This window comes from Variovorax sp. KBW07 (genome assembly GCF_003852515.1).
Lineage (GTDB): Bacteria > Pseudomonadota > Gammaproteobacteria > Burkholderiales > Burkholderiaceae_C > Variovorax.
The window spans coordinates 1-26,420 of record NZ_QAJK01000144.1; the positions used below are offsets into that span (position 1 = coordinate 1).

26 protein-coding genes are annotated in these 26,420 nt (G+C 66.9%); 5 read left to right on the forward strand and 21 right to left on the reverse strand.

Annotation, left to right across the window (positions count from 1 at the left end):
• Positions 1-61 precede the first annotated feature (61 nt).
• The 10 genes from DBV14_RS26400 to DBV14_RS26445 all read right to left on the reverse strand — a co-directional run bounded on the left by DBV14_RS26400 (position 62) and on the right by DBV14_RS26445 (position 10,724).
• Positions 62-808 carry an SDR family oxidoreductase gene (locus DBV14_RS26400; RefSeq protein ID WP_124463725.1) on the reverse strand — a complete coding sequence of 249 codons (747 nt, stop codon included), beginning with the start codon at positions 806-808 and terminating at the stop codon, positions 62-64.
• An 11-nt stretch (positions 809-819) separates the two neighbouring features.
• Complete coding sequence (locus DBV14_RS26405) at positions 820-1,665, reverse strand: acyl-CoA thioesterase II (protein WP_124463727.1); 846 nt, start codon at positions 1,663-1,665, stop codon at positions 820-822.
• Between the two features lie 32 nt (positions 1,666-1,697).
• Positions 1,698-2,603, reverse strand: coding sequence for an alpha/beta fold hydrolase (locus tag DBV14_RS26410; protein ID WP_124463729.1), 906 nt, complete (start codon positions 2,601-2,603; stop codon positions 1,698-1,700).
• Positions 2,604-2,662: 59 nt separating this feature from the next.
• Positions 2,663-3,859, reverse strand: coding sequence for an acetyl-CoA C-acyltransferase (locus DBV14_RS26415; protein WP_124463731.1), 1,197 nt, complete (start codon positions 3,857-3,859; stop codon positions 2,663-2,665).
• Positions 3,856-4,305, reverse strand: a complete 450-nt coding sequence (locus DBV14_RS26420; RefSeq protein ID WP_124463733.1) for an endonuclease domain-containing protein — start codon at positions 4,303-4,305, stop codon at positions 3,856-3,858. Before DBV14_RS26420 ends, DBV14_RS26415 begins: the two co-directional genes overlap by 4 nt.
• 13 nt (positions 4,306-4,318) lie before the next feature.
• A complete protein-coding gene (locus DBV14_RS26425; RefSeq protein WP_124463735.1) occupies positions 4,319-6,718 on the reverse strand; it encodes a 3-hydroxyacyl-CoA dehydrogenase/enoyl-CoA hydratase family protein in 2,400 nt (799 codons plus the stop codon).
• 43 nt (positions 6,719-6,761) lie between these two features.
• Positions 6,762-7,205 (reverse strand): DUF2147 domain-containing protein, encoded by a 444-nt coding sequence (locus DBV14_RS26430; RefSeq protein WP_124463737.1) that lies wholly within the window; start codon positions 7,203-7,205, stop codon positions 6,762-6,764.
• 51 nt (positions 7,206-7,256) lie between these two features.
• Positions 7,257-9,053: an acyl-CoA dehydrogenase C-terminal domain-containing protein gene (locus DBV14_RS26435; RefSeq protein ID WP_124463739.1), complete on the reverse strand. Its 1,797-nt coding sequence runs from the start codon at positions 9,051-9,053 to the stop codon at positions 7,257-7,259.
• Positions 9,054-9,131: 78 nt separating this feature from the next.
• The gene (locus DBV14_RS26440; protein ID WP_124463741.1) at positions 9,132-9,821 is read right to left on the reverse strand and encodes a TetR/AcrR family transcriptional regulator; all 690 of its coding nucleotides are present in this window, start codon (positions 9,819-9,821) and stop codon (positions 9,132-9,134) included.
• 144 nt (positions 9,822-9,965) lie between these two features.
• Entirely contained in the window at positions 9,966-10,724 is a 759-nt protein-coding gene (locus tag DBV14_RS26445; protein ID WP_124463743.1) for an SDR family oxidoreductase, read from the reverse strand.
• Positions 10,725-10,853: 129 nt separating this feature from the next.
• Between DBV14_RS26445 and DBV14_RS26450 the strand changes: the two genes are divergently transcribed.
• Complete coding sequence (locus DBV14_RS26450) at positions 10,854-11,741, forward strand: LysR family transcriptional regulator (protein ID WP_124463745.1); 888 nt, start codon at positions 10,854-10,856, stop codon at positions 11,739-11,741.
• Between the two features lie 13 nt (positions 11,742-11,754).
• Here the strand turns inward: DBV14_RS26450 and DBV14_RS26455 are convergent, their stop codons facing one another.
• The 4 genes from DBV14_RS26455 to DBV14_RS26470 form a co-directional block, all read right to left on the reverse strand.
• Positions 11,755-12,561 (reverse strand): AraC family transcriptional regulator, encoded by an 807-nt coding sequence (locus tag DBV14_RS26455; RefSeq protein ID WP_311732867.1) that lies wholly within the window; start codon positions 12,559-12,561, stop codon positions 11,755-11,757.
• Between the two features lie 103 nt (positions 12,562-12,664).
• The gene (locus DBV14_RS26460) at positions 12,665-13,513 is read right to left on the reverse strand and encodes a fumarylacetoacetate hydrolase family protein (RefSeq protein WP_124463748.1); all 849 of its coding nucleotides are present in this window, start codon (positions 13,511-13,513) and stop codon (positions 12,665-12,667) included.
• Between the two features lie 26 nt (positions 13,514-13,539).
• Entirely contained in the window at positions 13,540-14,310 is a 771-nt protein-coding gene (locus DBV14_RS26465; RefSeq protein ID WP_124463750.1) for an SDR family NAD(P)-dependent oxidoreductase, read from the reverse strand.
• Positions 14,307-15,041 carry an SDR family oxidoreductase gene (locus DBV14_RS26470; RefSeq protein WP_124463752.1) on the reverse strand — a complete coding sequence of 245 codons (735 nt, stop codon included), beginning with the start codon at positions 15,039-15,041 and terminating at the stop codon, positions 14,307-14,309. The genes DBV14_RS26465 and DBV14_RS26470 overlap by 4 nt, the downstream gene beginning before the upstream one ends.
• A gap of 151 nt (positions 15,042-15,192) precedes the next feature.
• On the opposite strand from DBV14_RS26470, the gene DBV14_RS26475 reads away from it, so the two are divergent.
• The 4 genes from DBV14_RS26475 (at position 15,193) to DBV14_RS26490 (ending at position 19,549) form a co-directional block, all read left to right on the forward strand.
• Complete coding sequence (locus DBV14_RS26475) at positions 15,193-15,906, forward strand: FadR/GntR family transcriptional regulator (protein WP_124463754.1); 714 nt, start codon at positions 15,193-15,195, stop codon at positions 15,904-15,906.
• A 65-nt stretch (positions 15,907-15,971) separates the two neighbouring features.
• The gene (locus tag DBV14_RS26480) at positions 15,972-17,498 is read left to right on the forward strand and encodes a UxaA family hydrolase (RefSeq protein WP_124463756.1); all 1,527 of its coding nucleotides are present in this window, start codon (positions 15,972-15,974) and stop codon (positions 17,496-17,498) included.
• Positions 17,499-17,543: 45 nt separating this feature from the next.
• On the forward strand, positions 17,544-18,476 hold the full coding sequence (locus DBV14_RS26485; protein WP_124463758.1) for an SMP-30/gluconolactonase/LRE family protein: 933 nt from the start codon (positions 17,544-17,546) through the stop codon (positions 18,474-18,476).
• A gap of 5 nt (positions 18,477-18,481) precedes the next feature.
• Complete coding sequence (locus DBV14_RS26490) at positions 18,482-19,549, forward strand: malate/lactate/ureidoglycolate dehydrogenase (protein WP_124463760.1); 1,068 nt, start codon at positions 18,482-18,484, stop codon at positions 19,547-19,549.
• Between the two features lie 12 nt (positions 19,550-19,561).
• Here the strand turns inward: DBV14_RS26490 and DBV14_RS26495 are convergent, their stop codons facing one another.
• The 7 genes from DBV14_RS26495 to DBV14_RS26525 form a co-directional block, all read right to left on the reverse strand.
• Positions 19,562-20,443 (reverse strand): DMT family transporter, encoded by an 882-nt coding sequence (locus DBV14_RS26495; protein ID WP_124463762.1) that lies wholly within the window; start codon positions 20,441-20,443, stop codon positions 19,562-19,564.
• Positions 20,436-21,251: a DUF2182 domain-containing protein gene (locus DBV14_RS26500; RefSeq protein ID WP_124463764.1), complete on the reverse strand. Its 816-nt coding sequence runs from the start codon at positions 21,249-21,251 to the stop codon at positions 20,436-20,438. The genes DBV14_RS26495 and DBV14_RS26500 overlap by 8 nt, the downstream gene beginning before the upstream one ends.
• Positions 21,248-21,850 carry a DUF1326 domain-containing protein gene (locus DBV14_RS26505; RefSeq protein WP_124463766.1) on the reverse strand — a complete coding sequence of 201 codons (603 nt, stop codon included), beginning with the start codon at positions 21,848-21,850 and terminating at the stop codon, positions 21,248-21,250. Before DBV14_RS26505 ends, DBV14_RS26500 begins: the two co-directional genes overlap by 4 nt.
• Before the next feature lie 144 nt (positions 21,851-21,994).
• The gene (locus DBV14_RS26510) at positions 21,995-23,518 is read right to left on the reverse strand and encodes a catalase (RefSeq protein ID WP_124463768.1); all 1,524 of its coding nucleotides are present in this window, start codon (positions 23,516-23,518) and stop codon (positions 21,995-21,997) included.
• A 96-nt stretch (positions 23,519-23,614) separates the two neighbouring features.
• Positions 23,615-24,262: a nucleoid occlusion factor SlmA gene (gene slmA / locus DBV14_RS26515; protein WP_124463770.1), complete on the reverse strand. Its 648-nt coding sequence runs from the start codon at positions 24,260-24,262 to the stop codon at positions 23,615-23,617.
• Between the two features lie 65 nt (positions 24,263-24,327).
• Positions 24,328-25,221 carry an acetylglutamate kinase gene (gene argB, locus DBV14_RS26520; protein ID WP_124463772.1) on the reverse strand — a complete coding sequence of 298 codons (894 nt, stop codon included), beginning with the start codon at positions 25,219-25,221 and terminating at the stop codon, positions 24,328-24,330.
• Between the two features lie 58 nt (positions 25,222-25,279).
• Entirely contained in the window at positions 25,280-26,377 is a 1,098-nt protein-coding gene (locus tag DBV14_RS26525; protein WP_124463774.1) for a glycosyltransferase, read from the reverse strand.
• Between the last annotated feature and the right edge of the window lie 43 nt (positions 26,378-26,420).

A 26,420-nucleotide genomic window follows, 5' to 3' on the forward strand; every position in this document is an offset into this window, starting at 1 on the left:
CCGTCGGCGCGGGCGTCGCCCCGAACAGCAGCCCCCCGGCTCAAGCCCCGAACAAGTCATGTCAGAACTTCTCGGACCACGGACGCAGGTCAAGCTCGTGCGTCCATGCATCGCGCGGCTGCGAGTGCAGCATCCAGTAGCTGTCGGCAATGTGATCGGGGTTCAGGATGCCGTCGCTCTCCTTCAACGCATAGCGCTCCGGGAAATTGCTGCGAATGAACTCCGTGTCGATCGCGCCATCGACCACCACATGGGCCACGTGAATGCCCTGCGGCCCCAGTTCGCGCGCCATCGACTGGGCCAATGCACGCAACGCCATCTTCGCGCCCGAGAAGGCGCCGAAGTTCGCTGCGCCTCGCAACGATGCCGTCGCGCCCGTGAAGATGATCGTGCCGCGATGACCACCCTTCGGCATCTCGCGCGCCACCATCCTCTTCGCCACTTCGCGTCCGTTGAGGAAGCCCGAAAAGCAGGCCATCTCCCACACCTTGAAATACTTGCGCGCGCTCTCCGTCAGGATGCTCTCCGGCACGTTCGCGCCGATGTTGAACACCATCACCTCGATCGGCCCGATCGTCGATTCGATCTGCTCGACCAGCGCCACCACTTCCTCTTCCTTGCGCGCATCGCAGGCGAAGGCATGGGCGCGGCCACCGTCGGCCTCGATCTGTGCGACCAGCGGCTGCAGCTTGTCGAGGCTGCGCCGCGTGACGCAGGCCGCATAGCCCTCGCGGGCGAAACGGCGGGCAATCGCGCCGCCGGTGGCATCGCCTGCGCCGACGATGAGTGCGGCTTTGGTGGGCGTCATGATGCTGTTCCTTATTCTTTGTAGTAGACGATCTGGTTCGACGTGGCGAGCAGCACGCCCGCCTCGCTCCACAGATGCGCCGTCTGGTCGAAGAAACCGTTGAAGAACTGCTGCCCCGCCGCGCGGCCCAGCAGGAAGCCCGTGCCGACCTCGGCCAACTGCTCGGGCCCGGCATGGAAATAAGTGGTGATCGACACCGTGCCGGCCGGCACGTGCTTGGCGCGGCGCAGCCAGACGCGCGGATAGAACATGTCGCTCATCGCGGCCAGTGACGCGAAGTCGAGTGGCCGCGCCTGGGCATCGCGCAGCCAGATGCGGGTTTCGCTGTGGTGCAGGCTGCCGTCCCACTTCGAGGGAATGGCGCCGCCGAACGGACGCATCTCGTACTGGTTGATCCAGGCCACGCCCGATGGGCCGATGGTCATGCGATCGACCGTCTCGGGCTTCGGCACATCGGCGGGCATCGGCATGTCGCTCTGGCCCCAGGTGTCGCGGCGCGCGGCCGTTACCACCGTGGCGGTGGTTGTCATGTTCGGCGCGCCGCTGGCGCCGGCCTGCGTGATCTGCACCGTCCAGTGCTGTGTCGAGCGGTTGGTGCGAACGGCCGTGGCCTGCACGTCGAAGGCGCCGGCTTCGAGCGCGGCCGCGTAGTTGACGGTCAGCGCGATCGGCGTGCCGAGCAGGTCGGGATGCTGCAGCACCGACTGCAGCGCAATCGCCGCGGTGGTGCCGCCGAAGGGCCCGACCATGTTCCAGTAATCGGGGCTGGTCATGCCCGTGAAGTGCCCCACGCGGATGTCGCTGTGGTGCAGTGCCAGGGCCTTGTCGAAGGGGTGTGGGTGTTGCGTGCTGCTCATGGTGATCGGCAGTGTGCCTCCGGTGGGCGGCGTCACGCAGTCGTGTGCGGGACGTTGGCGTGTTGCACCGCGGTAAGCGCGGCCAGCCGGTGCAGCTTGTCGACCGTGCTCGGCCACAGGCTCTGGCTGAACTGCTCGCGAAAGAAACCGAAGTGGCCGATGCGACGCGCCTGCACGTCGGCCGGCGCGATGCGCTCGACCGCGCTCGGTGCGCCCGCATAGAAACTCAGCAGGCTCTCGGTGCCGGCGAGCGTCATGAGCTCGTCGTCGGTGATCGACAGTGCGAGCACCGGAAAGCGCACGCGGCCGTAGCTTTGCGACGCCAGCTCGCCTTCGGCGCCCACGCTGTAGCGCGGGTTCAGGCACCAGCGCCGCCATTGCAGGATCACGCCGCGCGGCAGGTCGCCGACCTTCTTCAGCTTGCGGCCAGGGAAGTAGCCGAACAGCCGCGTGACCAGCGGCACCAGCACGAACCAGAAGTACAGGATGCTGCGCTTGAGCTTCGGCGCGTTCTCGCGCCAGTAGCCACTGCCGGCCGCGATGCTCACGAGGCCCGCGACCTGCTCCGGGCGTTGCAGAAAACCCGGCAGCTGCGCGCCGAGGCTGTGGCCCAGCAGGTACAGCGGTGCGTCGGGCAGCGCGGCCTTGGCGGCGTCGACGACTGCTTCGTAGTCGCGCGCCCAGTCGAACAGGTCGGCCTTGAAGCCGCGCAACGGCGCATTGCCGCGCGAGTCGCCCGAGCCCCGGTAGTCGAAGGTCCAGACGCGCAGGCCCTGCTGCTCTGCGAGCCATTGCGCGAAGGGCTCGTAGAACGACTGGCGCACGCCCATCGCACCGCCGATGACGATGCTGGCGCGCGGCGCACCGGCGGGCTCGTAGCAGCGCACCGCCACATGCTGCGTGCCGCCATCGACGGGGAGTTGCTGCTGCGTCTGCATGAAGTTGTCTCCTTCGTTGTGCCGACACTCGTTGCGGTGCCTTGCGCGCTGCCGATCGGTCAGACCCGTTCGAAGATGCCTGCGGCGCCTTGCCCCATGCCCACGCACATCGTGACCATGCCGTACTTCAGCTTCTCGCGGCGCAGCGCATGCACCACGGTGGCTGCGCGGATCGCGCCCGTTGCGCCGAGCGGATGGCCCAATGCGATCGCGCCGCCCATCGGGTTGACCTTCGACGGGTCGAGCCCCAGCGTGTTGATGACCGCCAGCGACTGCGCGGCAAAAGCTTCGTTGAGCTCGAACCAGTCGATGTCTTCGTGCTTCAGGCCGGCATAGCGCAGCGCGGCGGGAATGGCCTCGATGGGGCCGATGCCCATGATGTGCGGCGGCACGCCCTTGCTGGCGAAGCTCACGAAGCGCGCGAGCGGCGTGAGGCCGTATTGCTTGACCGCCTTCTCGCTCGCCAGGATCAGCGCGCCCGCGCCGTCGGAGGTCTGCGAGCTGTTGCCGGCCGTCACGGTGCCGCGCGCGGCGAACACGGTGCGCAGCTTGGCCAGGCCTTCGAGGCTGGTGTCGGGTCGCGCGCCTTCGTCGAGGTTGACGGTGCGCGTCTTCGCGATCGACTCGCCGGTCTCCAGGTTCGGCGTGCGGTCGGTCACTTCGATGGGCGTGATCTCGTCGGCGAACTTGCCGGCCTTCTGCGCAGCCAGTGCCTTCTGGTGCGAGGCGAGCGCGAACTCGTCCTGCGCCTCGCGGCTCACCTTCCACTGCTGCGCGACCTTCTCGGCCGTGAGGCCCATGCCGTAGGCAATGCCGACATCGCCTTCACGCTCGAAGATGGAAGGCGACAGCGACGGCGAGTTGCCCATCATCGGCACCATGCTCATGCTTTCGACACCGGCCGCGATCATCACGTCGGCCTCGCCGACGCGGATGCGGTCGGCGGCCATCTGCACGGCCGACAGGCCCGATGCGCAGAAGCGGTTGACGGTGATGCCGCCGATGCTGGTCGGCAGGCCCGCCAGCACCGCGCCGATGCGCGCGACGTTCAGGCCCTGCTGCGATTCGGGAATCGCGCAACCGCAGATGATGTCTTCGATGGCCTTGGGGTCAAGGCCCGGGACTGCCGCGAGTGCGGCCTTCAGCGTGGTCGCGAGCAGGTCGTCGGGACGGTAGTTGCGGAAGTAGCCGCGGTGGGATTTGCCGATGGGCGTACGGGTGGCGGAGACGATGTAGGCGTCTTGAATCTGTTTCATGGCTTTTCAGTCCTTGTATCTTGTCTTGCCCCCTCTCCCGCTTGCGGGAGAGGGTTGGGGTGAGGGTTGTCTTCCTGCAGCGCTTGCAGGATCCGTTCGCGAACGACATCCGTCTGCGTCAGCACTTCGTTGTTCCAGAACCGGAGCACGCGATAGCCTTGGGCTTGCATGAAACGGGTCCGGTTCTCGTCGTAGGCAGCGGCCTCCAGATGTTGGCCGCCGTCCAGTTCGACGATCAGCTTCGCTTCAAGGCAGGCGAAGTCTGCGAAGTAAGGACCGATCGGACGCTGACGACGGAACTTGTGGTCGGCCATGCGGCGATCCCGCAAGTGATACCAGAGCAGGGACTCGGCGTCCGTCGGGGTTTCTCGAAGGCTGCGTGCCCTCACCCTAGCCCTCTCCCGCGAGCGGGAGAGGGGACCGGACGTGTCGATGTCTTCGCTCATGGTCCTTGCCAGGTCAGTTGCGCACCGGCTTCCCCGTGCTCAGCATCCCCATGATCCGCTCCTGCGTCTTCGGATGCACGATGAGCGAGCAGAACGCCTTGCGTTCCAGCGTCATCAGGTATTCCTCGGTCACGAGCGAACCCGCGTCCACGTCGCCACCCGTCACCACGTTCGCGATCAGGCTGGCAATGTGGAAGTCGTGCGCGCTGATGAAACCGCCGTCGCGCATGTTCACCAGCTGGCCCTTGATCGTCGCGGCGCCGCTGCGGCCGGCCACGCGGAAGGTGCGGCGCAGCGGGGCGCGGTAGCCGGCGTCGGCCATGGCCTTCGCCTGCTGCAGCGCCACGTACAGCAGCTCGTCCTTGTTCGGCACGATCACGTCGCTGTCGAGCAGGTAGCCCAGCTTCTTCGAATCGAGCGCGCCGGTGCCGACCTTGGCCATGGCCGCGGCGGTGAAGCCTTCGGTCAGGAAAGGCAGCAGGTCGGTGCCCGTGGAAGCCGAGGCGTTCTCCGCCGCGCGGCGTGCGATGTAGGTCAGGCCGCCCGCGCCGGGAATCAGGCCCACACCCACTTCGACCAGGCCGATGTAGCTTTCCATCGCCGCCACGCGCTTGGCCGAATACACGGCCAGCTCGCAACCGCCGCCCAGTGCCAGGCCGCGCACGGCCGACACGACCGGCACGCTGGCGTAGCGGATCTTGAGCATCACGTTCTGCAGCTCTTCTTCCGCGCCTTCGACCGCGCCGATGCCAGCAACCACGAAGGCCGGCAGCATGGCCTGCAGGTCGGCGCCGACCGAGAACATCTCGTCGGGCGACCAGATCACCAGGCCCTTGTATTCGGCTTCGGCCAGGTCGACGGCGGCGCCCAGCGCTTCGGCCACATCGGGGCTGATGGCGTGCATCTTCGAATGGATGCTGGCGATGAGCACTTCACCGTCCAGCGTCCACACGCGCACGTCGCCTTCGTCGCTGATCGTGGTGCCGGCCTTGTTGGCATCGGCCGCGTTCGCGCCGAGCACGCTCTCGGGGAACAACTGGCGGTCATGCACCGGCAGCTTGCGCTGCGGCACGAACTTGTTCTGCGACGCGCTCCACGAGCCTTCGGGCGTGTGCACGCCACCGGCTTGCGCCACCGGGCCTTCGAACACCCACTTGGGCAGCGGTGCGCTGCTCAGCGCCTTGCCTGCGTCGATGTCTTCCTGCACCCACTTGGCCACTTGCGCCCAGCCGGCTTCCTGCCACAGCTCGAACGGGCCCTGCTTCATGCCGAAGCCCCAGCGCATCGCGAAGTCGATGTCGCGTGCGCTTTCGGCGATGTCGGCCAGGTGCACGGCGGCGTAATGGAAGCCGTCGCGCAGGATGGCCCAGAGGAACTGGCCCTGCGGTCCTTCGCTCTCGCGCAGCAGCTTCAGGCGCTCGCCCGCGGGCTTCTTCAGCATGCGGCCATACACCTCGTCGGCCTTGGCGCCGGCGGGCACGTACTCGCCGCTCTTCAGGTCGAAGCGCAGGATGTCGCGGCCGACCTTCTTGAAGAAACCTGCCTTGGTCTTCTGGCCCAGGTTGCCCAGCTCCAGCAGCTTGGCAAGCACCGGCGGCGTCGCGAAGTTGGCGTAGAACGGATCGCTCTCGGCGTTCAGGTTGTCCTGCAGCGTCTTCACGACGTGGGCCATGGTGTCCAGGCCCACCACGTCGGCGGTGCGGAAGGTGCCCGAGCTGGCGCGGCCCAGCTTCTTGCCGGTGAGGTCGTCCACCACGTCGGGCGTCAAGCCGAACTTCTCGACTTCCTTCAGCGTGGCCAGCATGCCGGCGATGCCGACGCGGTTGGCAATGAAGTTGGGCGTGTCGTGCGCGCGCACCACGCCCTTGCCGAGCGTGCTGGTGACGAAGGCTTCGAGGTCGTCGAGCACCTGCGGTTGCGTGGTGGGCGTGTTGATCAGTTCCACCAGGAACATGTAGCGCGGCGGGTTGAAGAAGTGAATGCCGCAGAAACGCGGCTTCAGTGCTTCAGGCAGTGCTTCGCTGAGCTTGGTGATCGACAGGCCGGACGTGTTCGACGCCAGGATCGAATGCTTGGCGACGTGGGGCGCGATCTTCTTGTACAGATCGAGCTTCCAGTCCATGCGCTCGGCAATGGCCTCGATGATGAGGTCGCACTCGCCGAGCTTGGCAAGGTCGTCGTCGTAGTTGGCCTGCTCGATCAGGCCTGCATCGACCAGGTCGCCCAGGGGCGCGGGCTTGAGCTTCTTGAGGTTGTCGATGGCGCGCGTGACGATGCCGTTCTTCGGGCCTTCCTTGGCGGCCAGGTCGAACAGCACGACGGGCACGCGCACGTTGACGAGATGAGCGGCAATCTGCGCGCCCATCACGCCGGCGCCGAGCACGGCGACCTTCTTCACTTGAAATCGGGACATGTTGCTTGGTATTTCTTCGGTTGAAAACGCTCGGCAGGTTTGTTTACTGCGCGCGGGTCCAGGTTTGGGTGCGCCAGAAGGGGCCGAGGTAGCCGCGCACTTCGAGCTTCTTGCCACCGTCGATGGGCGTGAAGCTCGCGCGGTATTCCTTGCCGTTCTCGGGGTCGAGGATCTTGCCGCCTTCCCAGACGTCCTTGCCCTCGGCCTTCTTGCCACCGCGGATGATCTCCAGGCCCGTGATGGGCTTGCCCTTGCGGTCGTCGCCGCACTCGTCGCAGGTCGCGTCGGGCTTGGCGTCTTTCTTCAGCGACTTCTCGATGCGGCCACTGAGCGCGCCGTTGGTCTCGGCGATGCGGATCTCGGCCTTGACCTCGCCGGTCTTGTCGTCGGCATTGCGCCAGAGCCCCACGGGGGTGCTCTGGGCCATGGCCGGGACGGCAATGACGGCGGTGGCTGCAAGGACGATGGCTGCAAGCGTCGATTTCATGAGCGGCTCCCGGTGTGAACGATGAAGAAGAAAGACAGTGAGTAAGTGGCCTCAGGCCAGCGCTGCGTCGGTGTCCATCAGCACCTTGCTGCCGGCGCGCGCGGTGCGCATCAGCGTCGCGGTCTCGGGGAACAGCTTGGCGAAGTAGAAGCGCGCGGTCTGCAGCTTGGCCACGTAGAACGGGTCGGCGTTGCCAGCCGCGATCTCGCGCAGCGCCACCTGCGCCATGCGGGCGAACAGGTAGCCGAACACGAAGTGGCCGGCCACGCGCAGGTAGTCCACCGCGGCGGCGCCCACTTCGTCGGGGTTCTGGAAGCCCTTGAAGCCGATCTCGGTGGTGAACTTGGTGAGCTGGTCGCCCAGCATCGCGATCGGGTTGATGAACTCGGCCATCTTCTCGTTCACGCCTTCTTCTTCCACCAGCTTGCCCACGAGCTTGCCGAACTTCTTGAGCGAGGCGCCGTTGTTGCCCAGCACCTTGCGGCCCAGCAGGTCCAGCGACTGGATGGTGTTGGTGCCTTCATAGATCATGTTGATGCGGTTGTCGCGCACGAACTGCTCCATGCCCCATTCCTTGATGAAGCCATGGCCGCCGAACACCTGCATGCACGAGTTGGTCGCGATGTGGCCGTTGTCGGTAATGAAGGCCTTGACGATGGGCGTGAGCAGCGCGACCAACTCGCCGCTGTCCTTGCGCACTTTCTCGTCGGGATGGTTGTGCTCCTTGTCGAGCAGCAGCGTGCAGAAGATCTGCAGCGCGCGGCCGCCTTCGGCATAGGCCTTGGCGGTGAGCAGCATCTTGCGCACGTCGGGGTGCACGATGATCGGGTCGGCTTCCTTGTCCTTGGCCTTCACGCCGGAGAGCGAACGCATCTGGATGCGGTCCTTGGCGTAGGCCAGTGCGTTCTGGTAGGCCACTTCGGTCAGGCCCAGCGACTGGTTGCCCACGCCCAGGCGTGCGGCGTTCATCATCACGAACATCGCGGCCAGGCCCTTGTTGGGCTCGCCCACCAGCGTGCCGGTGGCGCCTTCGATCACGATCTGCGCGGTGGCGTTGCCGTGGATGCCCATCTTGTGCTCCAGGCCGGCGCAGAAGATCGGGTTGCGCTCGCCGAGCGAGCCGTCGGCCTTGACCTTGAACTTCGGCACCACGAACAGGCTGATGCCCTTGCTGCCCTTGGGCGCGTCCGGCAGGCGGGCCAGCACCAGGTGAATGATGTTGTCCGTCATGTCGTGTTCGCCGGCCGAGATGAAGATCTTGCTGCCGGTGATGCGGTAGGTGCCGTCGGCCTGCGGTTCGGCCTTGGTGCGCAGCAGGCCCAGGTCGGTGCCGCAATGCGGCTCGGTCAGGCACATGGTGCCGGTCCACTCGCCGCTGGTGAGCTTGGGCAGGTAGGTCTTCTTCTGTTCTTCGGTGCCGTGGGCCTTGAGCGCTTCGTAGGCGCCGTGCGAGAGGCCGGGGTACATGGTCCAGGCCTGGTTGGCGCTGTTGAGCATTTCGAACAGGCACTGGTTGACCACGAAAGGCAGGCCCTGGCCGCCGAAGGCCGGGTCGCACGAGAGCGCGGGCCAGCCGCCTTCGACGTACTTGCCGTAGGCTTCCTTGAAGCCCTTGGGCGTCTTGACTTCGTGCGTGGCCTTGTCGAGCGTGCAGCCTTCTTCGTCGCCGCTGATGTTCAGCGGAAAGGTCACTTCGGCGGCGAACTTGCCGGCCTCTTCGATCACCGCGTTGATGGTGTCGGCATCGGTTTCGGCGTGGGCCGGGAGTGCCTTGAGTTCTTCGGTGACGTTGAGCACTTCGTGCAGCACGAACTGCATGTCACGCACGGGGGGGTTGTAGGTAGGCATCCGGGACTCTCCTGGTCGAAGCTAGATAAAAGGGAAAAAAGAAAGAAGGAAAACGAAAACGGGGAGCGGCCCGCGTGCTCAGCGCACGGGCTTGAGGCGGCGGGCGGCGGGCGCGGCGGCGGCCTCGGCCTTCGGGGCGTTGGGCGTGGCGCTGCGTGCAAGAATGTTGTCGAAGCCGGTGTTGGCGCGGCCGATGGAGCCGGGCACCTGCAAGAAGCGCGCTTCGTAGTGCAGCGCGAGGATCAGGCCGTGGATTTCGAACGCGACCTGCCGCTCGTCGGCGTCGGCGCGCAGGTGGCCTTCGGTCTGCGACTGCACGATGGCGCGCAGCACGGCCGCCTGCCAGATGCTGACCGACTCGACCAGCGCGTCACGCACCGGGCCCGGACGGTCGTCGAATTCGGAGGCGCCGCTGATGTAGATGCAGCCCGAATCGATTTCGGTCGAGGTGCGCTTCATCCAGTTGGCGAACATGGCGCGCAACCGCGGCAGGCCGCGTGGCGCCTTGAGGGCGGGAAAGAAAACCTCTTGCTCGAAGCGCGCGTGATACTCGCGCACCACCGAGATCTGCAGTTCCTCGCGCGAGCCGAAGTGGGCAAAGACGCCCGACTTGCTCATCTTGGTGATCTCGGCCACCGCGCCGATCGAGAGGCCCTCGAGCCCGATCTGCGCGGCCAACGCCAGCGCGGCGTCGACGATCACGGCCTTGGTTTGCTGGCCCTTCTGGGCAGCCCGGGCTGGCTTGGCGGGAACGGCTGTGGCTGGCATCGTGGAATTTCCAAACAAAAACGAACGGTCGTTCTATTTTGCAGGGGCTTTTCACTTTCAGCCGCAAAAAACCTTCAGTTATGGAAGGTTAATTGATGCGCGGGAGGGCCGCCATAGGGCCTCCCCGCATCCGGGAATCGCCGATCAGAACTCCTGCGACACCGGCCGCAGCACCACTTCGTTGATGTCCACGTTGGCCGGCTGCTCGACGGCGTAGACCACCGCGCGCGCCACCGAGTCGGCGGGAATCTGGTTGGCGTCGTAGAAGGCCTTCACGCCGGCCGCGCTCTCGGCGTCGCTGCTGCCGAACTTCAGCTCCGACTCGACCGCGCCGGGCGACACGATGGTCACGCGCACGCCGCTGTTGCCCACTTCGACGCGCAGCCCTTCGGAGATGGCGCGCACCGCGTGCTTGGTCGCGCTGTAGACGGTGCCGATGGGCGTGAACACCTTCAGCCCGGCAATGGACGCCACGTTGACGATGTGCCCGCTGCCCTGTGCCTGCATGCGCGGCAGCACGGCGGCAATGCCGTAGAGCACGCCCTTGATGTTGACGTCGATGGTGTGGTCCCACTCGTCGACGCGGAGCTTCTCGATGGGCGACAGCGGCATCACGCCCGCGTTGTTGACCAGCACGTCGATACGGCCGAAAGCCTCGACGGTGGCCGCGGCGAGCTTTTCAAGGTCGGCGCGCCTGGCCACGTCAGTGGCCACGGCAATGGCCTCGCCACCGGCTTCGCGGATCTCGGCGACGACCTTGTCGAGCCGGTCGGTGCGACGGGCCGCGAGCACCACCTTGGCACCGCGCGCGGCGAGGTGGCGCGCGGTCGATTCGCCGAGCCCGCTGCTCGCGCCAGTGACGATGGCGACCTTGCCCTTGATGTTGTCTTGAACGGATGTCATGGGAAATTCCTTTGCATGTGTTGAAGAAGTGCATGCAGTGTGGAAAATCCAGGCGTTCCCGTAAATGAAACTCCCGCGACTTCAGAATTCGCCATTCAGGAACACTCTTCCTCTTGAAAAGGTGCCGCCTTGTCCAACCGCCTCGAAGCCCTGCGCGTGTTCTGCACCGCCGCCGACGCCGCCAATTTCCGCGATGCGGCCGTCAAGCTGTCGGTGTCGCCCCAGGTGGTGACGCGCGCAGTGCGCGAGCTCGAAGAAGAGCTGGGCGAGCCGCTGTTCCACCGCAGCACGCGGGGCGTGCAGCTCACCGACTTCGGCCGCCAGCTGGCGGACCGCGCGCGCATGGCGGTGGGCGGTGTCGACGCGCTCTTTCACCGCACCGACCGGCGCGCGCTCTCGCAGCACGCGGGCACGGTGCGGGTCACGGCCCCGGGCATCTTCGGACGGCGCTTCATTCCGCAGGCGCTGGCGCCGATGCTGGCCGCGCACCCCGGCCTGGTGCTGGACCTGCGCGTGGCGGAGGAGCACACCGACGTGGTCGGCCAGCAGATCGACATTGGCGTGCGCGTGGGCCCGCTGCGCGACTCGCGCTTCGTGGCGCGGCCGGTGGGCAAGATGGCGCTGCACGTGGTGGGCGCGCCGGCGCTCATTGCGCGCACCGGCGTGCCGAAGAACCTCGAGGCACTGGCGGCGATGCCGCTCACCTCGCTGATCAACCGCAAGTCGCGGCGGCCGTGGCCGTGGTTCTTCAGCCGGTCGCGGCAGGTGGCGGTGCCCTCGCCCGCCTTCGTGACGGACGACTACGACGCCGAGTGCGCGGCCGTGCTCGCGGGGCTGGGCTTCGGCCAGCTCATCGCGCCGCTGGTGGAGCCGTGGCTGCCATCGGGTGCGCTGGTGCCGGTGCTCGAAGCCGATGCGGCGGAGCCATGGCCGATCTACGTCTATCGGGCGCAACGCGCGCCGGTGCCGGCGCGCGTGCGGCTGGTGTACGACGAACTGGTGCGCGTGCTGGGCTGAATGCCGGGTCTGTTCATTGCGAGCGCTGCGCCCGCTGCCACGCACCGGGCGTGAAGCCGAACTGGCGCGCGAAGATGCGCGTCATGTGGCTCTGGTCGGCAAAGCCGCTGTCGGTGGCGGCATGCGCAAGGCTCGCGCCCTGGCGAATCAGCTTGCGTGCGCGCTCGGCGCGCTGCAGCACGAGCCATGCATGGGGCGGCACGCCGTAGGCTTTCTCGAAACGGCGCAGCAGCTGGTATTTGCTCAGGCCGGTCATCGCGGCCATGTCGGACAGCGTGGGTGGCGCGAGCAGGTCGTCTGCCAGCCGTTCGCGCACGCGCCGCACATCGCCGGCCGCCTCGCTGGCTGGCAAGGCGTTGGCATGGCCGTCGAGGAGCAGGCCGCAGACCTCGACCAGCGATTCTTCGCAGGCCAGCGATTCGACCCTGTTCGACGCGGGTGCCGCATGCCAGTCGTCGAGACGAAGAAAGAGGCGGCGCAGCGTGCCGCCGAGCCGCGCATCGCGGATCACGGGCCGGGTGAGCTCCACGTCGGTGCCACTTTGCGCATCGCCCTTCATGCCGGCGATGACGCCTGGGTCGAGGTACACCATGCGCCAGCGGCGCGACGGTCCGCCGAGCGGACGCCCGTCATGCACTTCGCCGGGGTTGGTGGTGATCAGGTCGCCCGCATAGGCGTCGACCTTGCCGCGGCCGCTGGCCGAGCTTTGCGCACCGTGCTCCAGCAGCCCGAGCCCGTAGGTCGCGTGCCAGTGCCGGCCGTAGTGGCGGGCACTGTCGATCAGGGTGCCGTGAACCCCCTCCCAGGGGGTTGTGAACACCAGGCTGCGATGGTCCGGGGACGCCTTCATCCGCCGGATGATCGCAGACACCGGGCGCGGGCGCGTTGCACGCCCGTCGCCAGGGTCTACCTGCCCCAGAGGGTCAGAGCTTGAAGGGAATCACTTCCTGGCGCTGCTCGCCCAGGCCTTCGATGCCCAGCGTCATGATGTCGCCCTTCTTCAGGAACAGCGGCGGCTTCATGCCCATGCCGACGCCGGGAGGCGTGCCGGTGGTGATGACGTCGCCGGGCATCAGCGTCATGAACTGGCTCACGTAGCTGACGATCTTGGCCACGCTGAAGATCATGGTCTTGGTGCTGCCGGTCTGCACGCGCTGGCCGTTCAGGTCGAGCCACATCGCAAGCTTCTGCGGGTTGGGCACTTCGTCGCGCGTCACCAGCCAGGGGCCGAGCGGGCCGAAGGTGTCGCAACCCTTGCCCTTGTCCCATGTGCCGCCGCGCTCGATCTGGTATTCGCGCTCGCTGATGTCGTTGATGGTGCAGTAGCCGGCCACGTAGTCGAGCGCGCTCTTTTGCGACACGTAGCGTGCGCGCGTGCCGATGACCACGCCAAGCTCGACTTCCCAGTCGGTCTTGACCGAGCCCTTGGGCAGCATCACCGGATCGTTCGGACCCTGGATGCAGCTGTTGGCCTTGGTGAACACCACGGGTTCCTTGGGCACCGGCAGGCCGGATTCGGCGGCGTGGTCGGCGTAGTTCAGGCCGATGGCGATGAACTTGCCGACGTTGGCCACGGGGCTGCCGAAACGCGGCTTGCCCTTGACCAGCGGCAGCTTGTCGATCTTGGTCTTGCGCAGCTTGGCAATGGCGGCGTCGCCGAGCTGGTCGGGACCGATGTCCTTGACGACCGCGCTCAGGTCGCGCAGCTGGCCGTTGTCATCGATGAGGCCAGGTTTTTCCTTGCCGGGGTTGCCGTAGCGGACGAGTTTCATGCTTTCCTTTCAGTGCATTGAATGGGCTAATACGTGGAGCGGCCACCGGACAGGTCGAAGACCGCGCCGGTGGAAAAAGAACAGTCTTCGGTGCAGAGCCAGCCGACCATGGCGGCCACCTCTTCCACCGTGCCGAAGCGGCCCATCGGGATCTTCGAGAGCATGAAGGCGATGTGCTCGGGCGTCATCTGGTCGAAGATGGCCGTCTTCACCGCCGCGGGCGTCACGCAGTTCACGCGGATGCCGGTGTCGGCCAGTTCCTTGCCGAGCGACTTGGTCAGGCCGATGACGGCCGCCTTGCTGGCGCTGTAGGCACTGGCGTTGGGGTTGCCGTCCTTGCCGGCCACGGAGGCGATGTTGACGATGCGGCCGTAGCCACTGCCACCACCGCCACCACTGCCCTGCTTGCGCATCTGCGCCACCACTTCGCGGCAGCACAAGAACACGCCGTTGATGTTGATGTCCATCACCTGGCGCCAGTCGTCCACGGGGTAGTCCCACAGCCTGGCGTTGGGCCCGGTGATGCCGGCGCTGTTGACCAGTGCATCGATGCGCGGCACCTGCGCCAGCGTGGCCGCCACGGCCTTGGCGACCGAGGGCTGCTGCGACACGTCGACCTTCAGCGCAAAGGCCGTGTCGCCGAGCGAATGGGCGGCCTGGTTGGCGGCGGCTTCGTCGCGGTCCCACAGCGTGACGCTGCCGCCCGAGGCCACCAACCGCTGCGCGATGCCGAAGCCCAGGCCGGTGGCGCCGCCGGTAACGACGGCGTGGCGGCCCGCGAAGTCGAGCTGGTTCATATCGTCAGGCCACCATCGACGGTGAAGAACTGGCCGGTGGCAAAGACCGATTCGTCGCTGGCCAGGAACACCACGACCGGTGCGATTTCTTCGGCCTGCGCGAGCCGGCCCATGGGCTGGCGCGCGATGAAGGCCTTGCGGGCTTCGTCCGGGTCGGCGTTGGCGTTGATGCGGTCGCCCAGCGAAGGCGTGTCGACGGTGCCGGGGCACACGGCATTGCAGCGGATGCCCCTGGTCACGTAGTCGGCGGCCACGCTCTTGGTGAGGCCCAGCACCGCCGCCTTGGTGGTGCCGTAGACGAAGCGATTGGGCAGCCCCTTCATGCTCGAGCACACGCTCGCCATGTTGATGATGCTGCCGCGCCCCGCGGCCAGCATGCCGGGCAGCACGGCCTGGATGGTCCACATCTGGGCGCGCACGTTGAGATTGAAGGCGAACGCCAGGTCGTCGTCGCTGGCCTGCTCGATGGTGCCGTTGTGCACCACGCCCGCGCAGTTGAAGAGCACGTCCAGCGTGGGCAGTTGCGCCACCAGCGCCCCGATGGCGGCCTTGTCGAGCACGTCGAGCTTCAGCGCCGTGACGTTGGCCACGCCCGCATAGCGTTCGAGCAGCTTCTCGTTGACGTCGGTGGCCCAGACGCGCGCGCCTTCGGCGGCGAGCGCCAGCACGCTGGCGTGGCCGATGCCCTGACCGGCGGCCGTGACCAGCGCGGTTTTTCCCTTCAATCTCATGGTGTCTCCTGGGGCGTGGGGGTACAGGGGTGAGCCGTTCGGCTGGCCGCGATTGGGGTTTGGCCCGATGGGTGGCGCGAACGGTGTATCGTATTCTGAATTGGCCTTACCACTTGTCCAATTCAGGACAACCCTTAACTCCTTCGACCTCGTGCCGCTCCAGACCGTAGAACCCCAGCGCCTTTACCGCCAGATTGCCGACCAGCTCCGGGGCCTCATCGGCAAGGGCGAATTCGGCGTGGGCGCGCGCATTCCCGCCGAACGCGACCTGGCCAAGCAACTGGGCGTGAGCCGGCCGTCGGTGCGCGAGGCGCTGATTGCACTGGAGGTGGAAGGCTGGGTCGAAATCCGCACCGGCTCGGGCGTGTACGTGCTCGACCGTTCGCACCGCACCAGCACGCCGGCAAGCAACACCGGGGCCGAATGGGGCCCGCTTGAAATCATCCGGGCGCGCCGCATGGTCGAAGGCGAAACCGCCGCCACCGCCGCGCAGCATGGCAAGCGCAAGGACGTCGACGCCATGCGCCGCGCGATCCAGATGATGCGGGACATGGCGGCGCGCAACGAAGTGCCGCACGAGGGCGACCGCGCCTTTCACCTGGCCATCGTCAACGCCTGCGGCAACGTGGTGCTGACCGAAACCGTGCAGGGCTTCTGGGAGTCGCGGCAGGGGCCGATCTTCGCGCGAATGATCGATTACTTCGAGACCATGGACTCGTGGCAGGCCGCCATCGGCGAGCACGAAGCCATCCTCGCGGCCATCGCGGCACGCGACCCCGCGGCGGCGCGCGAGGCCATGCACCAGCACATGGACAAGTTCCACCAGAGATTCAGCGCAAGCTGGCGCCGTGCCAAGGCCTCCTGAAAACGCGCGCCAGCCCTTTTTCTTCAAGAACAACGCCAGCCATACGGCCAGCACATTCCCACACCATGACTCCCTACATCAGACTCCACCCCGCCGATGACGTCGTCATTGCGCGCGCCCAGCTGCTCGGCGGCACCACCGTCGAAAACGTGGCCGTGCGCGGCCTGATTCCGCCGGGCCACAAGATCGCGATGCGTGCCATTGCGCAGGGCGAGCCGGTGCGCCGCTACAACCAGATCATCGGTTTCGCGAGCAAGCCCATCGCCGCCGGCGAGCACGTGCACACGCAGAACCTGAACATGGGCCCGGACAAGGGGGACTTCGAACGCGACTACGCCTTCGGCGCCGACGTGAAGCCCGCGCCCGCGAAGCGCGAGGCCACCTTCATGGGCATCAAGCGCGCCGATGGCCGCGTGGCCACGCGCAACTACATCGGCGTGCTGACCAGCGTGAACTGCTCGGCCACGGCCGCGCGCGCCATTGCCGACCACTTCTCGCGCAAGACCAACCCGCAGGCGCTGGCGGCGTTTCCGAACGTCGACGGGGTGATCGCGCTCACGCACGGCACCGGCTGCGGCATGGACACGCAGGGCATGGGCATGCAGATTCTCGAGCGCACGCTCACGGGCTACGCCACGCACCCTAACTTCGCGGGCGTGCTGGTGGTCGGGCTCGGCTGCGAGGCCAACCAGATCAACGCCTGGCTCGCGACGGGCCATCTGGCCGAGGGCGAGAACTTCCGCACCTTCAACATCCAGGACACGGGCGGCACGCGCAAGACAGTCGAGAAGGGCGTGGCGCTCATCAATGAAATGCTGCCGCGCGCCAACGCGGTGAAGCGCGAGCCTTGCAGCGCGGCGCACATCACCATCGGGCTGCAGTGCGGCGGCTCCGACGGCTACTCGGGCATCAGCGCCAACCCGGCGCTGGGCGCGGCGGTCGACCTGCTGGTGGCGCATGGCGGCACCGCCATCCTGAGCGAAACGCCCGAGGTGTACGGCGCCGAGCATTTGTTGACGCGCCGCGCGGTGAAGCGCGAAGTCGGCCAGAAGCTGGTGGACCGCATCAAGTGGTGGGAGCACTACACCGAGATCAACCAGGGCGAGATGAACAACAACCCCTCGCCGGGCAACAAGGCGGGCGGGCTCACCACCATCCTCGAAAAATCGCTGGGCGCGGTCGCCAAGGGCGGCACCAGCAACCTCGAAGCGGTGTACGAATACGCCGAGCCCGTGACAGCGCACGGCTTCGTCTACATGGACACGCCGGGCTACGACCCTGTCAGCGCCACGGGCCAGGTGGCCGGCGGCGCCAACATCATCTGCTTCACCACGGGGCGCGGCTCGGCCTATGGCTGCGCGCCCTCGCCCTCGCTCAAGCTCGCGACCAACTCGGCGCTGTGGCAGCGGCAGGAAGAAGACATGGACATCAACTGCGGCGAGATCGTCGACGGCACGGCCTCCATCCAGGAGATGGGCCAGCGCATCTTCGAGATGGTGCTCGCCACGGCGTCGGGTGCGCACTCGAAGAGCGAGCAGCACGGCTACGGCCAGAACGAGTTCGTGCCGTGGCAGGTCGGCGCGGTGATGTGACGTGACCTGACCTGAAGTGATGTGAACCCATCGGCAAGGAACAGCATGGCCACCCTCCCCTTCGGTTTTCTCGACGGCACCGGCTTCGAACGGCTGGATGCGCGCTTCAACACCTGCATTCCGGGCCCCGAGCGCGTCGAGCGCCTGTGGACCGGCGCGCGCTGGTGCGAGGGCCCGGCATGGTTCGGCGCGCACCGCACGCTGGTGTGGTCGGACATTCCGAACAACCGCATGCTGCGGCTCGATGAACGCAACGGCACGGTCTCGGTGTTCCGCGAACCGGCCAACAACACGAATGGCCACACGGTCGACCGCGAAGGCCGCCTCGTGAGCTGCGAGCACCTCACGCGCCGCGTGACGCGCACCGAGCACGACGGCTCGATCACCGTGCTGGCCTCGCACTGGCAAGGCAAGCGCCTGAACTCGCCCAACGACGTGGTGGTGCATTCGGACGGTGGCGTGTGGTTCACCGACCCGAGCTACGGCATCCTGTCGGACTACGAAGGCCTGCGCGCCGACAGCGAGATCGGTGCCTGCCACGTGTACCGCATCGACCCGGCCAGCGGCGAGGTCGCGCGCATGGCCGACGACTTCGTCAAGCCCAACGGGCTGGCGTTCTCGCCCGACGAATCGCTGCTGTACATCGCCGACACGGGCGCGAGCCATGCGGCCGACGGGCCGCGGCACATCCGCCGATTCAAGGTCGCAAGCGACGGCCGCGGCCTGAGCGGCGGCGAAGTGTTTGCCGAATGCACCAACGGCTTGTTCGATGGTTTCCGCCTGGACACCGAAGGCCGCATCTGGACCAGCGCGCTGGACGGCGTGCACGCCTATCACCCGGACGGCACGCTGCTCGGCAAGATCTTGCTGCCCGAGCGCGTGGCCAACGTCTGCTTCGGCGGGCCCAAGCGCAACCGGCTTTTCATCTGCGCGACGACGTCGCTCTATGCCATCACACTAAACGCCAAAGGAGCCTGACCACCATGCCTCGTACATTGCCCGCCGACAGCCTGCAAGCCACCGTCGCCCGCGTCCTCGAAGCCGCGGGCAGCCAGCCCGCCGAAGCGCAACAGGTGGCCGCCAACCTGGTGCTGGCCAACCTGAGCGGCCATGACTCGCACGGCGTGGGCATGCTGCCGCGCTATGTCGACGCAGTGGCCGAGGGCGGCCTGGCGCCGAACGCGGCCGTGAAGGTCAACCTCGACATCGGCACGATGATGGGCCTGGACGGCCAGCACGGCTACGGGCAGATCGTCGGCGCGCAGGCGATGGAGCTCGGCATTGCGCGCGCGAAGCAGCACGGCAGCTGCATCTTCACGCTGGCGAATGCGCACCACCTGGGCCGCATCGGGCAGTTCGCCGAAATGGCGACCGCGCAGGGCCTGGTGTCGATGCACTTCGTCAACGTGCTGTCGCGCCCGGTGGTCGCGCCCTGGGGTGGCGGCGACGGGCGCTTCGGCACCAACCCGTGCTGCATCGGCATCCCGCTGGCAGGCGCCGAGCCCTTCGTGCTCGACTACGCGACCAGCCGCGTGGCACAGGGCAAGATGCGCGTGGCCCACAACAAGGGCGAGCAGGTGCCCGACGGCTACCTGATCGACGAGAACGGCGCACCGACCAACAACCCGGGCGTGGTGGTGGTGCCGCAAGGCAATGGCCTGTTCGGCGCGCTCATGACCTTCGGCGAGCACAAGGGCTACGGCATGGCGGTGGTGTGCGAGTTGCTCGGCGGCGCGCTCACCGGTGGCGGCACGTGGCACCGCCAGGCCGACACTTCGCGCACGATCCTCAACGGCATGCTGACGGTGCTGATCGATCCGGCGAAGCTGGGCACGCAGGCGAGCTTCGACGAGGAGGCGCACGCCTTCATCGACTGGCTGCGCCAGAGCCCGAAGGGACAAGGGTTCGACGAGGTGCAGATTGCCGGCGAACCCGAACGCAAGGCGCGCGCGGCACGCCGACGCGACGGCATCTGGGTGGACGATGCGACGTGGGGGGAGATCGTCGCGGCCGGGGCCAAGGTGGGCGTGGCCGTCGCGGCCGCCGCATAAAAGCCTTCGCGCCTAGCGGCGCGCGTTGCGCGACTTCTGGCTCAGCACGAGCGCAATGCCGCCCAGGATTGCCACCGAGGCGGCGGCCAGCCGCGGCGTGATCGCCTCCGACAAGAGCAGCACGCCGCCGAACGCCGCCAGGAGCGGTACCGACAGCTGCACGGTCGCAGCCTGCATGGCCGAGAGGCGGGCCAGTGCCGCATACCAGACGACATAGCCGAGGCCCGAGGTCAAGGCCCCTGAGGCCACGGCAAGCGCTGCACCGGCAGCGTCCACGTCGGCGCGGGCCAGGAAAACAAGGCTCAGCGCCATGGCCAGCGGCACCGCCCGCATGAAGTTGCGGCCCGTGGCGGCCAGCGGGTCGGCCACGCCCCGGCCGCGCAACGAGTACACGCCCCACGCCACGCCGGCAATGGCCATCAGTACGGCGCCAAGGAGCGGCGGCGCGGCGATGCCCGGCGACACAAGATAGACCAGTCCCCCTGCCGCCAGGACGAAGCCGAGCCACGCGATAGGACCGAAGCGCTCGCCGGAACCCAGGCCCGCGCCAAGCATCGTGAGCTGGACGGCGCCGAACAGGATCAGCGCGCCCGTGCCGGCGGACAGGCTGAGGTAGGCAAACGAAAAGAATGCAACATAGGCGAACAGCATGACCGCGGGAAGCCAATCGGTCCGGCCCGCCGATGGCGGCGGCTGCACCCTGAACCGCACGACGAGGGCCAGCATGATGGCGCCGGAGACCAGCCGGATGCAGCCGAAGCTGGCCGGATCGATGCCGCCATGCTGAAGCGCGAGCCGGCACAGCAGCGAATTGGCCGCGAACGCGAGCATGGCCGCCGCGGTAAGGGCGACGGCCTGCAGGGTGGACCGGCCATCGTGCGCTTCTTCAGACATGCGTTGCCACCACGAAAGCGGCCCAGCCCAGCAGCGCGAACCCGAGCGGTGCGCTGAGACCGCGGCCCCAGGGAACGTTCTTTTCTATCGCCATGACGGCAGCAAGCAGAAGCATCCAGCCGAGGCTGCCGGTGCCGAGCGCGAACATCAGCAGCATCAGCGCCCAGCAGCAGCCGACGCAGAACAGGCCGTGGTGCGCGCCCAGCGCGAACGCGTGACGGGCTTGCGCCCGCCCCCGCCAGTGCTCGATGACGAAGCTCAACGGCGTGCGGCACTTCTCAAGGCACCGGTACTTGAGACGGCTGAACTGGAAGGCGCCGGCCAGCGCGAAGGTCGCGGCGCCGATCACCCAGCCATGCCAGGCCAGCGTCGGCGAGATGGCGAGCAGGGCCAGCACCCCGCTGTGAAGCACATGCGCCAGCAGCCCGAATGCGCCCCAGACCGCCATGTAGCCCAGCCCCAGCAGCATCAGCAGGCGCCCGTGGTCCGGACGGCCGACGGTCAACCGGTCGAAGGCATTGAACAGCGGCAGCGTGGTCGGCAGCATCATGGCTGCGGTCATGAGGATCCACCCCATGGCGTAGAGCACCATGGGCACGACCACGCCGCCGGCGGGAACGGCCTGGCACAGGGCCGCGGCCGGTCCCGAGGCGGTCCAGTCGCCGTGTTCGAGATAGCGCCCATGAGGACTGCGCGTCCAGGCCCACAACACCGTCCATGCGAGTGCGACCAGCGCCGCCAGAACCGGCAGGAACACTTGCCGATGACGGGAGGCCTTGCGCGGCGGCAAGCCGGCTGCCGGGGTCATGCGTCGAAGACGAACGTGCTCTGCAGGGCGTTGTGGTTCTTGATGTCGAGGTCGATGCCGAGCGCGGCATTCTTCGATCGATAGGTCGGCGCCTTGCCAACGAACACCGGGGCGCCCGGAACCGTCGAGAACACGGTGTCGGAAAGGACGGTCAGCCCGCCGGTCGCGCCGCGGTAGGGCGCGAGTTCGGCGTAGTAGTCCTTGCCGATCTCCAGTTCGCCCTTGCCGTCGTTCACGGTGAAGCGGATCGGCGCCCTCTCGACCGACACGACCTTGCCGATGAGCTGCGCCAGGTCGGCGATGGGTCCGCCGGCCTGCCCGGTGTAAACCTTGAGCAGCGCCTCTTTCTGCGCCTCGGAGGCCTGGTCGTCAATGAAGATCGCCGCCGTCCAGTTGCCTTCGAGAATGTTTCCGGGCACATGCGCCACGGCCGCGATGGTGTTGCCGCTGACGTCGATGTCGTCGATCGTCCCTTTGTCGATGCGCCACGCGACGATGGTGTCGCAGGTGCCGTTGTCAGGGTCCTCGCCGATCCAGCAGGGACAAAGAACGTTGCAGTTGCATACCTCGAGCAGGCGACCTTCCAGGTGGTAGCTCATACGGACCTCCGTTCAAGAAGCCACACGAACAAGGACTTGTCGCCGCGACCGGGCGGCAAGGGGGAAATCGATCCTACGCGCGGCGTTGGATCAAGTCGAGGTCGCCCCCGGGCACGTGGGTACCCTGTCTGCCGCCGGCGCGAATCAGCTCTTGCTGCTGTCGTGCGCGGGCTTGCCGACCTGCACGCTCGTCTCGTCGCCCTTGATCCTGGCTTGCACGGCCTTGATGGCCTTGTCGAGCCGCGCGCCGTAGTCGGCATCGGCCTGGCGGAAGTAGCTCACCGCGCGATCGATGATGTCTTGCCGCGTCACCGCGCCAAGCCCACCGGCGATGTTGCTCACGAGCCGCTGCTTGGCTGCTTCATCCATCAGGCGGTACAGATCGCCGGCCTGCACGAAGTCCGTGTCCTCGGGGTGCTTCTGCCACTGGTGGCTTCCTGTCCAGCCGTGGATTTCCAGCGGTGCGTACACCGGCTCGTTGGTCTGCTTCGGCGCATCGCTGAAGCTGTTGGGCTCGTAGTTCGGGCCGCGGCCACCGTTGTTGTCGCCGCGCATCGCGCCGTCACGGCCATAGTTTTGCGCCGTGGTCGCGTGCGGGCGGTTCACCGGCAACTGGGTGTGGTTGATGCCCAGGCGATAGCGCTGCGTGTCGCCATAGCTGAACAGGCGGCCCTGCAGCATCTTGTCGGGCGAGGGGCCGATGCCGGGCACGAAGTTGGCCGGGTTGAACGCGGCCTGCTCGATTTCCGCGAAGTAGTTGTCGGGGTTGCGGTTGAGCGTGAGGATGCCGATGTCGATCTTCGGATAGTCCTTGTGCGACCACACCTTGGTCAGGTCGAAGGGGTTGAAGCGGTAGGTCTGCGCTTCGGCCACCGGCATGATCTGCACCTGCACCTTCCACGTCGGGAACTCGCCGCGCTCGATGGAGTGCAGCAGGTCGAGGTGGTGGTGGTTCGGGTTCTCGCCGCCCACGCGTTGTGCCTCTTCGGCCACGAAGGTCTCGATGCCCTGGTTGGTCTTGAAGTGGTACTTGACCCAGAAGGCCTCGCCCTTGGCGTTCACCCACTGGAAGGTGTGCGAGCCGAAGCCGTCCATGTGGCGGTAGCTCTTAGGGATGCCGCGGTCGCCGAACAGCCAGGTGAACTGGTGCGTGGCTTCGGGCGAGTGCGAGAAGAAGTCCCAGGCGTTGTTGGGCTCCTGCACGTGGCTGTACGGGTCGCGCTTCTGCGAATGGATGAAGTCCGGAAACTTCAGCGGATCGCGAATGAAGAAGATCGGCGTGTTGTTGCCGACCAGGTCGTAGTTGCCGTCTTCGGTATAGAACTTGAGCGCAAAGCCGCGTGGGTCGCGCACGGTGTCGGCCGAGCCGAGTTCGAGCGCCACGGTCGAGAAGCGGGCCAGCACTTCGGTCTTCTTGCCGACCTGGCCGAGAAACCTGGCCTTGGTCCATTTCGACACGTCGGCCGTGACTTCGAAGGTACCGAATGCGCCCGATCCGCGGGCGTGCACCACGCGTTCAGGAATGCGCTCGCGGTCGAAGCGCGCGAGTTTCTCGATGAGGTTGTGATCCTGCATCAGCACGGGACCGTTGACGCCGGCAGTCTGCGACTGCTGGTTGTTTTCAACGGGCGCGCCGCTTTCGGTGGTGAGCTTGCGGGTGTCGGTCATGGGCATTTCCTCGTGGGAGTTGTCGGTGCCCATGCATTCTGTCAATGAATGCAGCGTTGCTGCATCAGATTGACCTATCGTCCCGATAGGGACGAATCAAACGATCAATGCGATCGTGGCTTCCAGGTGTTCAGACGGCGCCCGGCGAAAACCCGAGCGCGCAAAGCGTTGCAGTTGCCCCACCACGAAGGCCGTGAGCGCCGCGGCGCGCACCTGCGCATCAACGGAGGGAGTGGCCGAGCCATCGGCCGCGGCGGCCCCGCGCAGCACCTGGCGCAGCGTGGCTTCGATCTTGTCGAAGAACTGGTTCATGCGCTGCTGAAGACGTTCGTTTTCATACACCAGCGCATCGCCGACCATGACGCGCGTCATGCCCGGGTTGCGCTCGGCGAACTGGACCAGCAAGGTGAGGATCTTTGCGGCCTGCTGGGCGCCGGTGGCGCCCTCGCGCTCCATGATCTGGTTGACCAGCGTGAAGACGCTCTGCTCGATGAAATCGATCAGGCCCTCGAACATCTGGGCCTTGCTGGCGAAGTGGCGGTAAAGCGCCGCTTCGCTCACTTCGAGCCGCGCGGCCAGCGCGGCGGTGGTGACCCGTTCGGCGCCGGGTTGCTCCAGCATGGCGGCCAGCGCCTGCAGGATCTGCACGCGCCGCTCACCCGGCTTCGGACGCTTGCGCGTCGGAGTGCTGGGCGTTTCCGCCTGGGTGTCTACGCCGGAGGCCGCTGTCTCTTCGTTCTGCATGGGAGCGCGTGCAAAGATGTAATCAATTGATTCTCGCACAGCGCAGTAAGCACGCGCCTTCCGGCTCAGCGCGCGCGGATCATCGTGCCGTAAGCCTGGTCTGTCAGGATCTCGAGCAGCATCGCGTGCGGCACCCGGCCGTCGATGATGTGCACCGCGTTGACGCCGCTCTTGGCGGCATCGAGCGCGCCTTCGATCTTGGGCAGCATGCCGCCCGAGATGGTGCCGTCGGCGAACAGGTCGTCGATTTCGCGCGCGCTCAGGTTGGTGAGCAGGTTGCCGTTCTTGTCGAGCACGCCGGGCGTGTTGGTCAAAAGCATGAGCTTCTCGGCCTTCAGCACGGTGGCCAGCTTGCCCGCCACGACGTCGGCGTTGATGTTGTAGCTCTCGTTGTCCTCGCCGAAGCCGATCGGGCTGACCACGGGGATGAAGGCGTCGTCCTGCAGCGCCTTGACCACGCTGGGGTCGATGGAAACGATGTCGCCGACCTGGCCCACGTCGTGGTGCAGGTTGGGGTCGGTGCGGTCGGCCAGCTTGAGCTTTTGCGCGCGGATCAGGCCGCCGTCGCGCCCGGTCAGGCCCACGGCCTTGCCGCCGGCCTGGTTGATCAGGCCCACGATGTCCTGCTGCACCTCGCCGGCCAGCACCCATTCGACGACTTCCATGGTCTCCGCGTCGGTCACGCGCATGCCCTGGATGAAGCTGCCCTTCTTGCCCAGCTTGTTCAGCGCCGCCTCGATCTGCGGGCCGCCACCGTGCACCACCACCGGGTTCATGCCGACCAGCTTGAGCAGCACCACGTCTTCGGCAAAGTCGGCCTGCAGGGCCGGGTCGGTCATGGCGTTGCCGCCGTACTTGATGACGATGGTCTTGCCGTGGAACTTGCGGATGTACGGCAGCGCCTGGGCCAGGATCTCGGCCTTGTCGCGCGGGGGAATGTTGAGGACGGGGTCGGTCATGGGCGGTCAGGCTCCAAAGCGGTGGACGAAAGGAGGGGAAATTCTCGCAAAGATGCGGTCACGGCCGCAGCCAGCGCGGCACCTTGAAGCGCACGATCATGAGGTATGCCCCCACATAGGTCGTGACAAACAACAGGCAGAAGAACATCAGCACCAGCGTGTTGTTCCAGAACAGCACGGCGGGCACCACCGACAGCGCGGCGAACATCCAGAGGTACGGCGAGGTGCGGTTGTTGCGCGCCAGCAGCTGGCGTGCCTCGTCGTCCGCGAAGGCCACGCGCACGATGCGGCGGAAGATCAGCTGGTGAAAGTGCAAGGCGTCGGCCGTGCCGGGCGACTGGCCGCGCGCCAGCTTGCGGTAGATGGAAAACAGCGTCTCCCACACCGGGTAGATCAGCAGCAGCATCGGGAACCACGGCGACACCACGCGGTGCCGCTGCACCAGCGTCACGCAGGCCACGGCGATGACCATGCCCCAGACGTAAGCCCCGCCGTCGCCGGCAAAGATCTTGCCGCGCGGGTAGTTCCACACCAGGAAGCCGAAGGTGGCACCCACCAGGCAGATCACCATGGCCGCCAACTGGCGGTCGCCGACCTGGAGCGCCACGTGGGAGATGGCCAGGCAGACCAGCACGGCGACCGTGCCGGCCAGGCCGTTGTAGCCGTCGATGATGTTGAACGCATGCGGCAAGCCGCCGATGGCCAGCGCCGCGAACAGCACGGCGGCGTACGGCATCATCGCCAGCCAGCCGTCGACCGTCGTGAAGCCCGTGCGCGCCACGCCCAGCCCCAGCAGCCAGCACACCAGGAGCGCCGAGCCGATGGTGAGCCCGAGCCGGTAACGCACCTTGACGCGCTGCGTGACGTCTTCAAGGATGCCGCCCAGCACCGCCGGCGCGATGCACAGCAGCGTCAGCATCGAGGTCTTGACCGGCCACGACACGTTGAACGGGTCGGTGCCTGTGATGCCGGCGGCCAGCCAGGCCACGCCCATGCCCAGCAGGATGCCCGCACCGCCCAGGCGCGGCACATGGCCCTTGTGGAAGCGTTGGGGCATGTCAGCGCCATAGCGTCGCGCATGCCTGCGCGCGCGGCGCATGAACAGCTGGACCGCGAAGGCGGCGACGAAGAAACTGATGACGATCAGAGCAATCATGTGTGGGGGTTCGGGAACCCTAGAATTCCCGAGCGAAATTAGA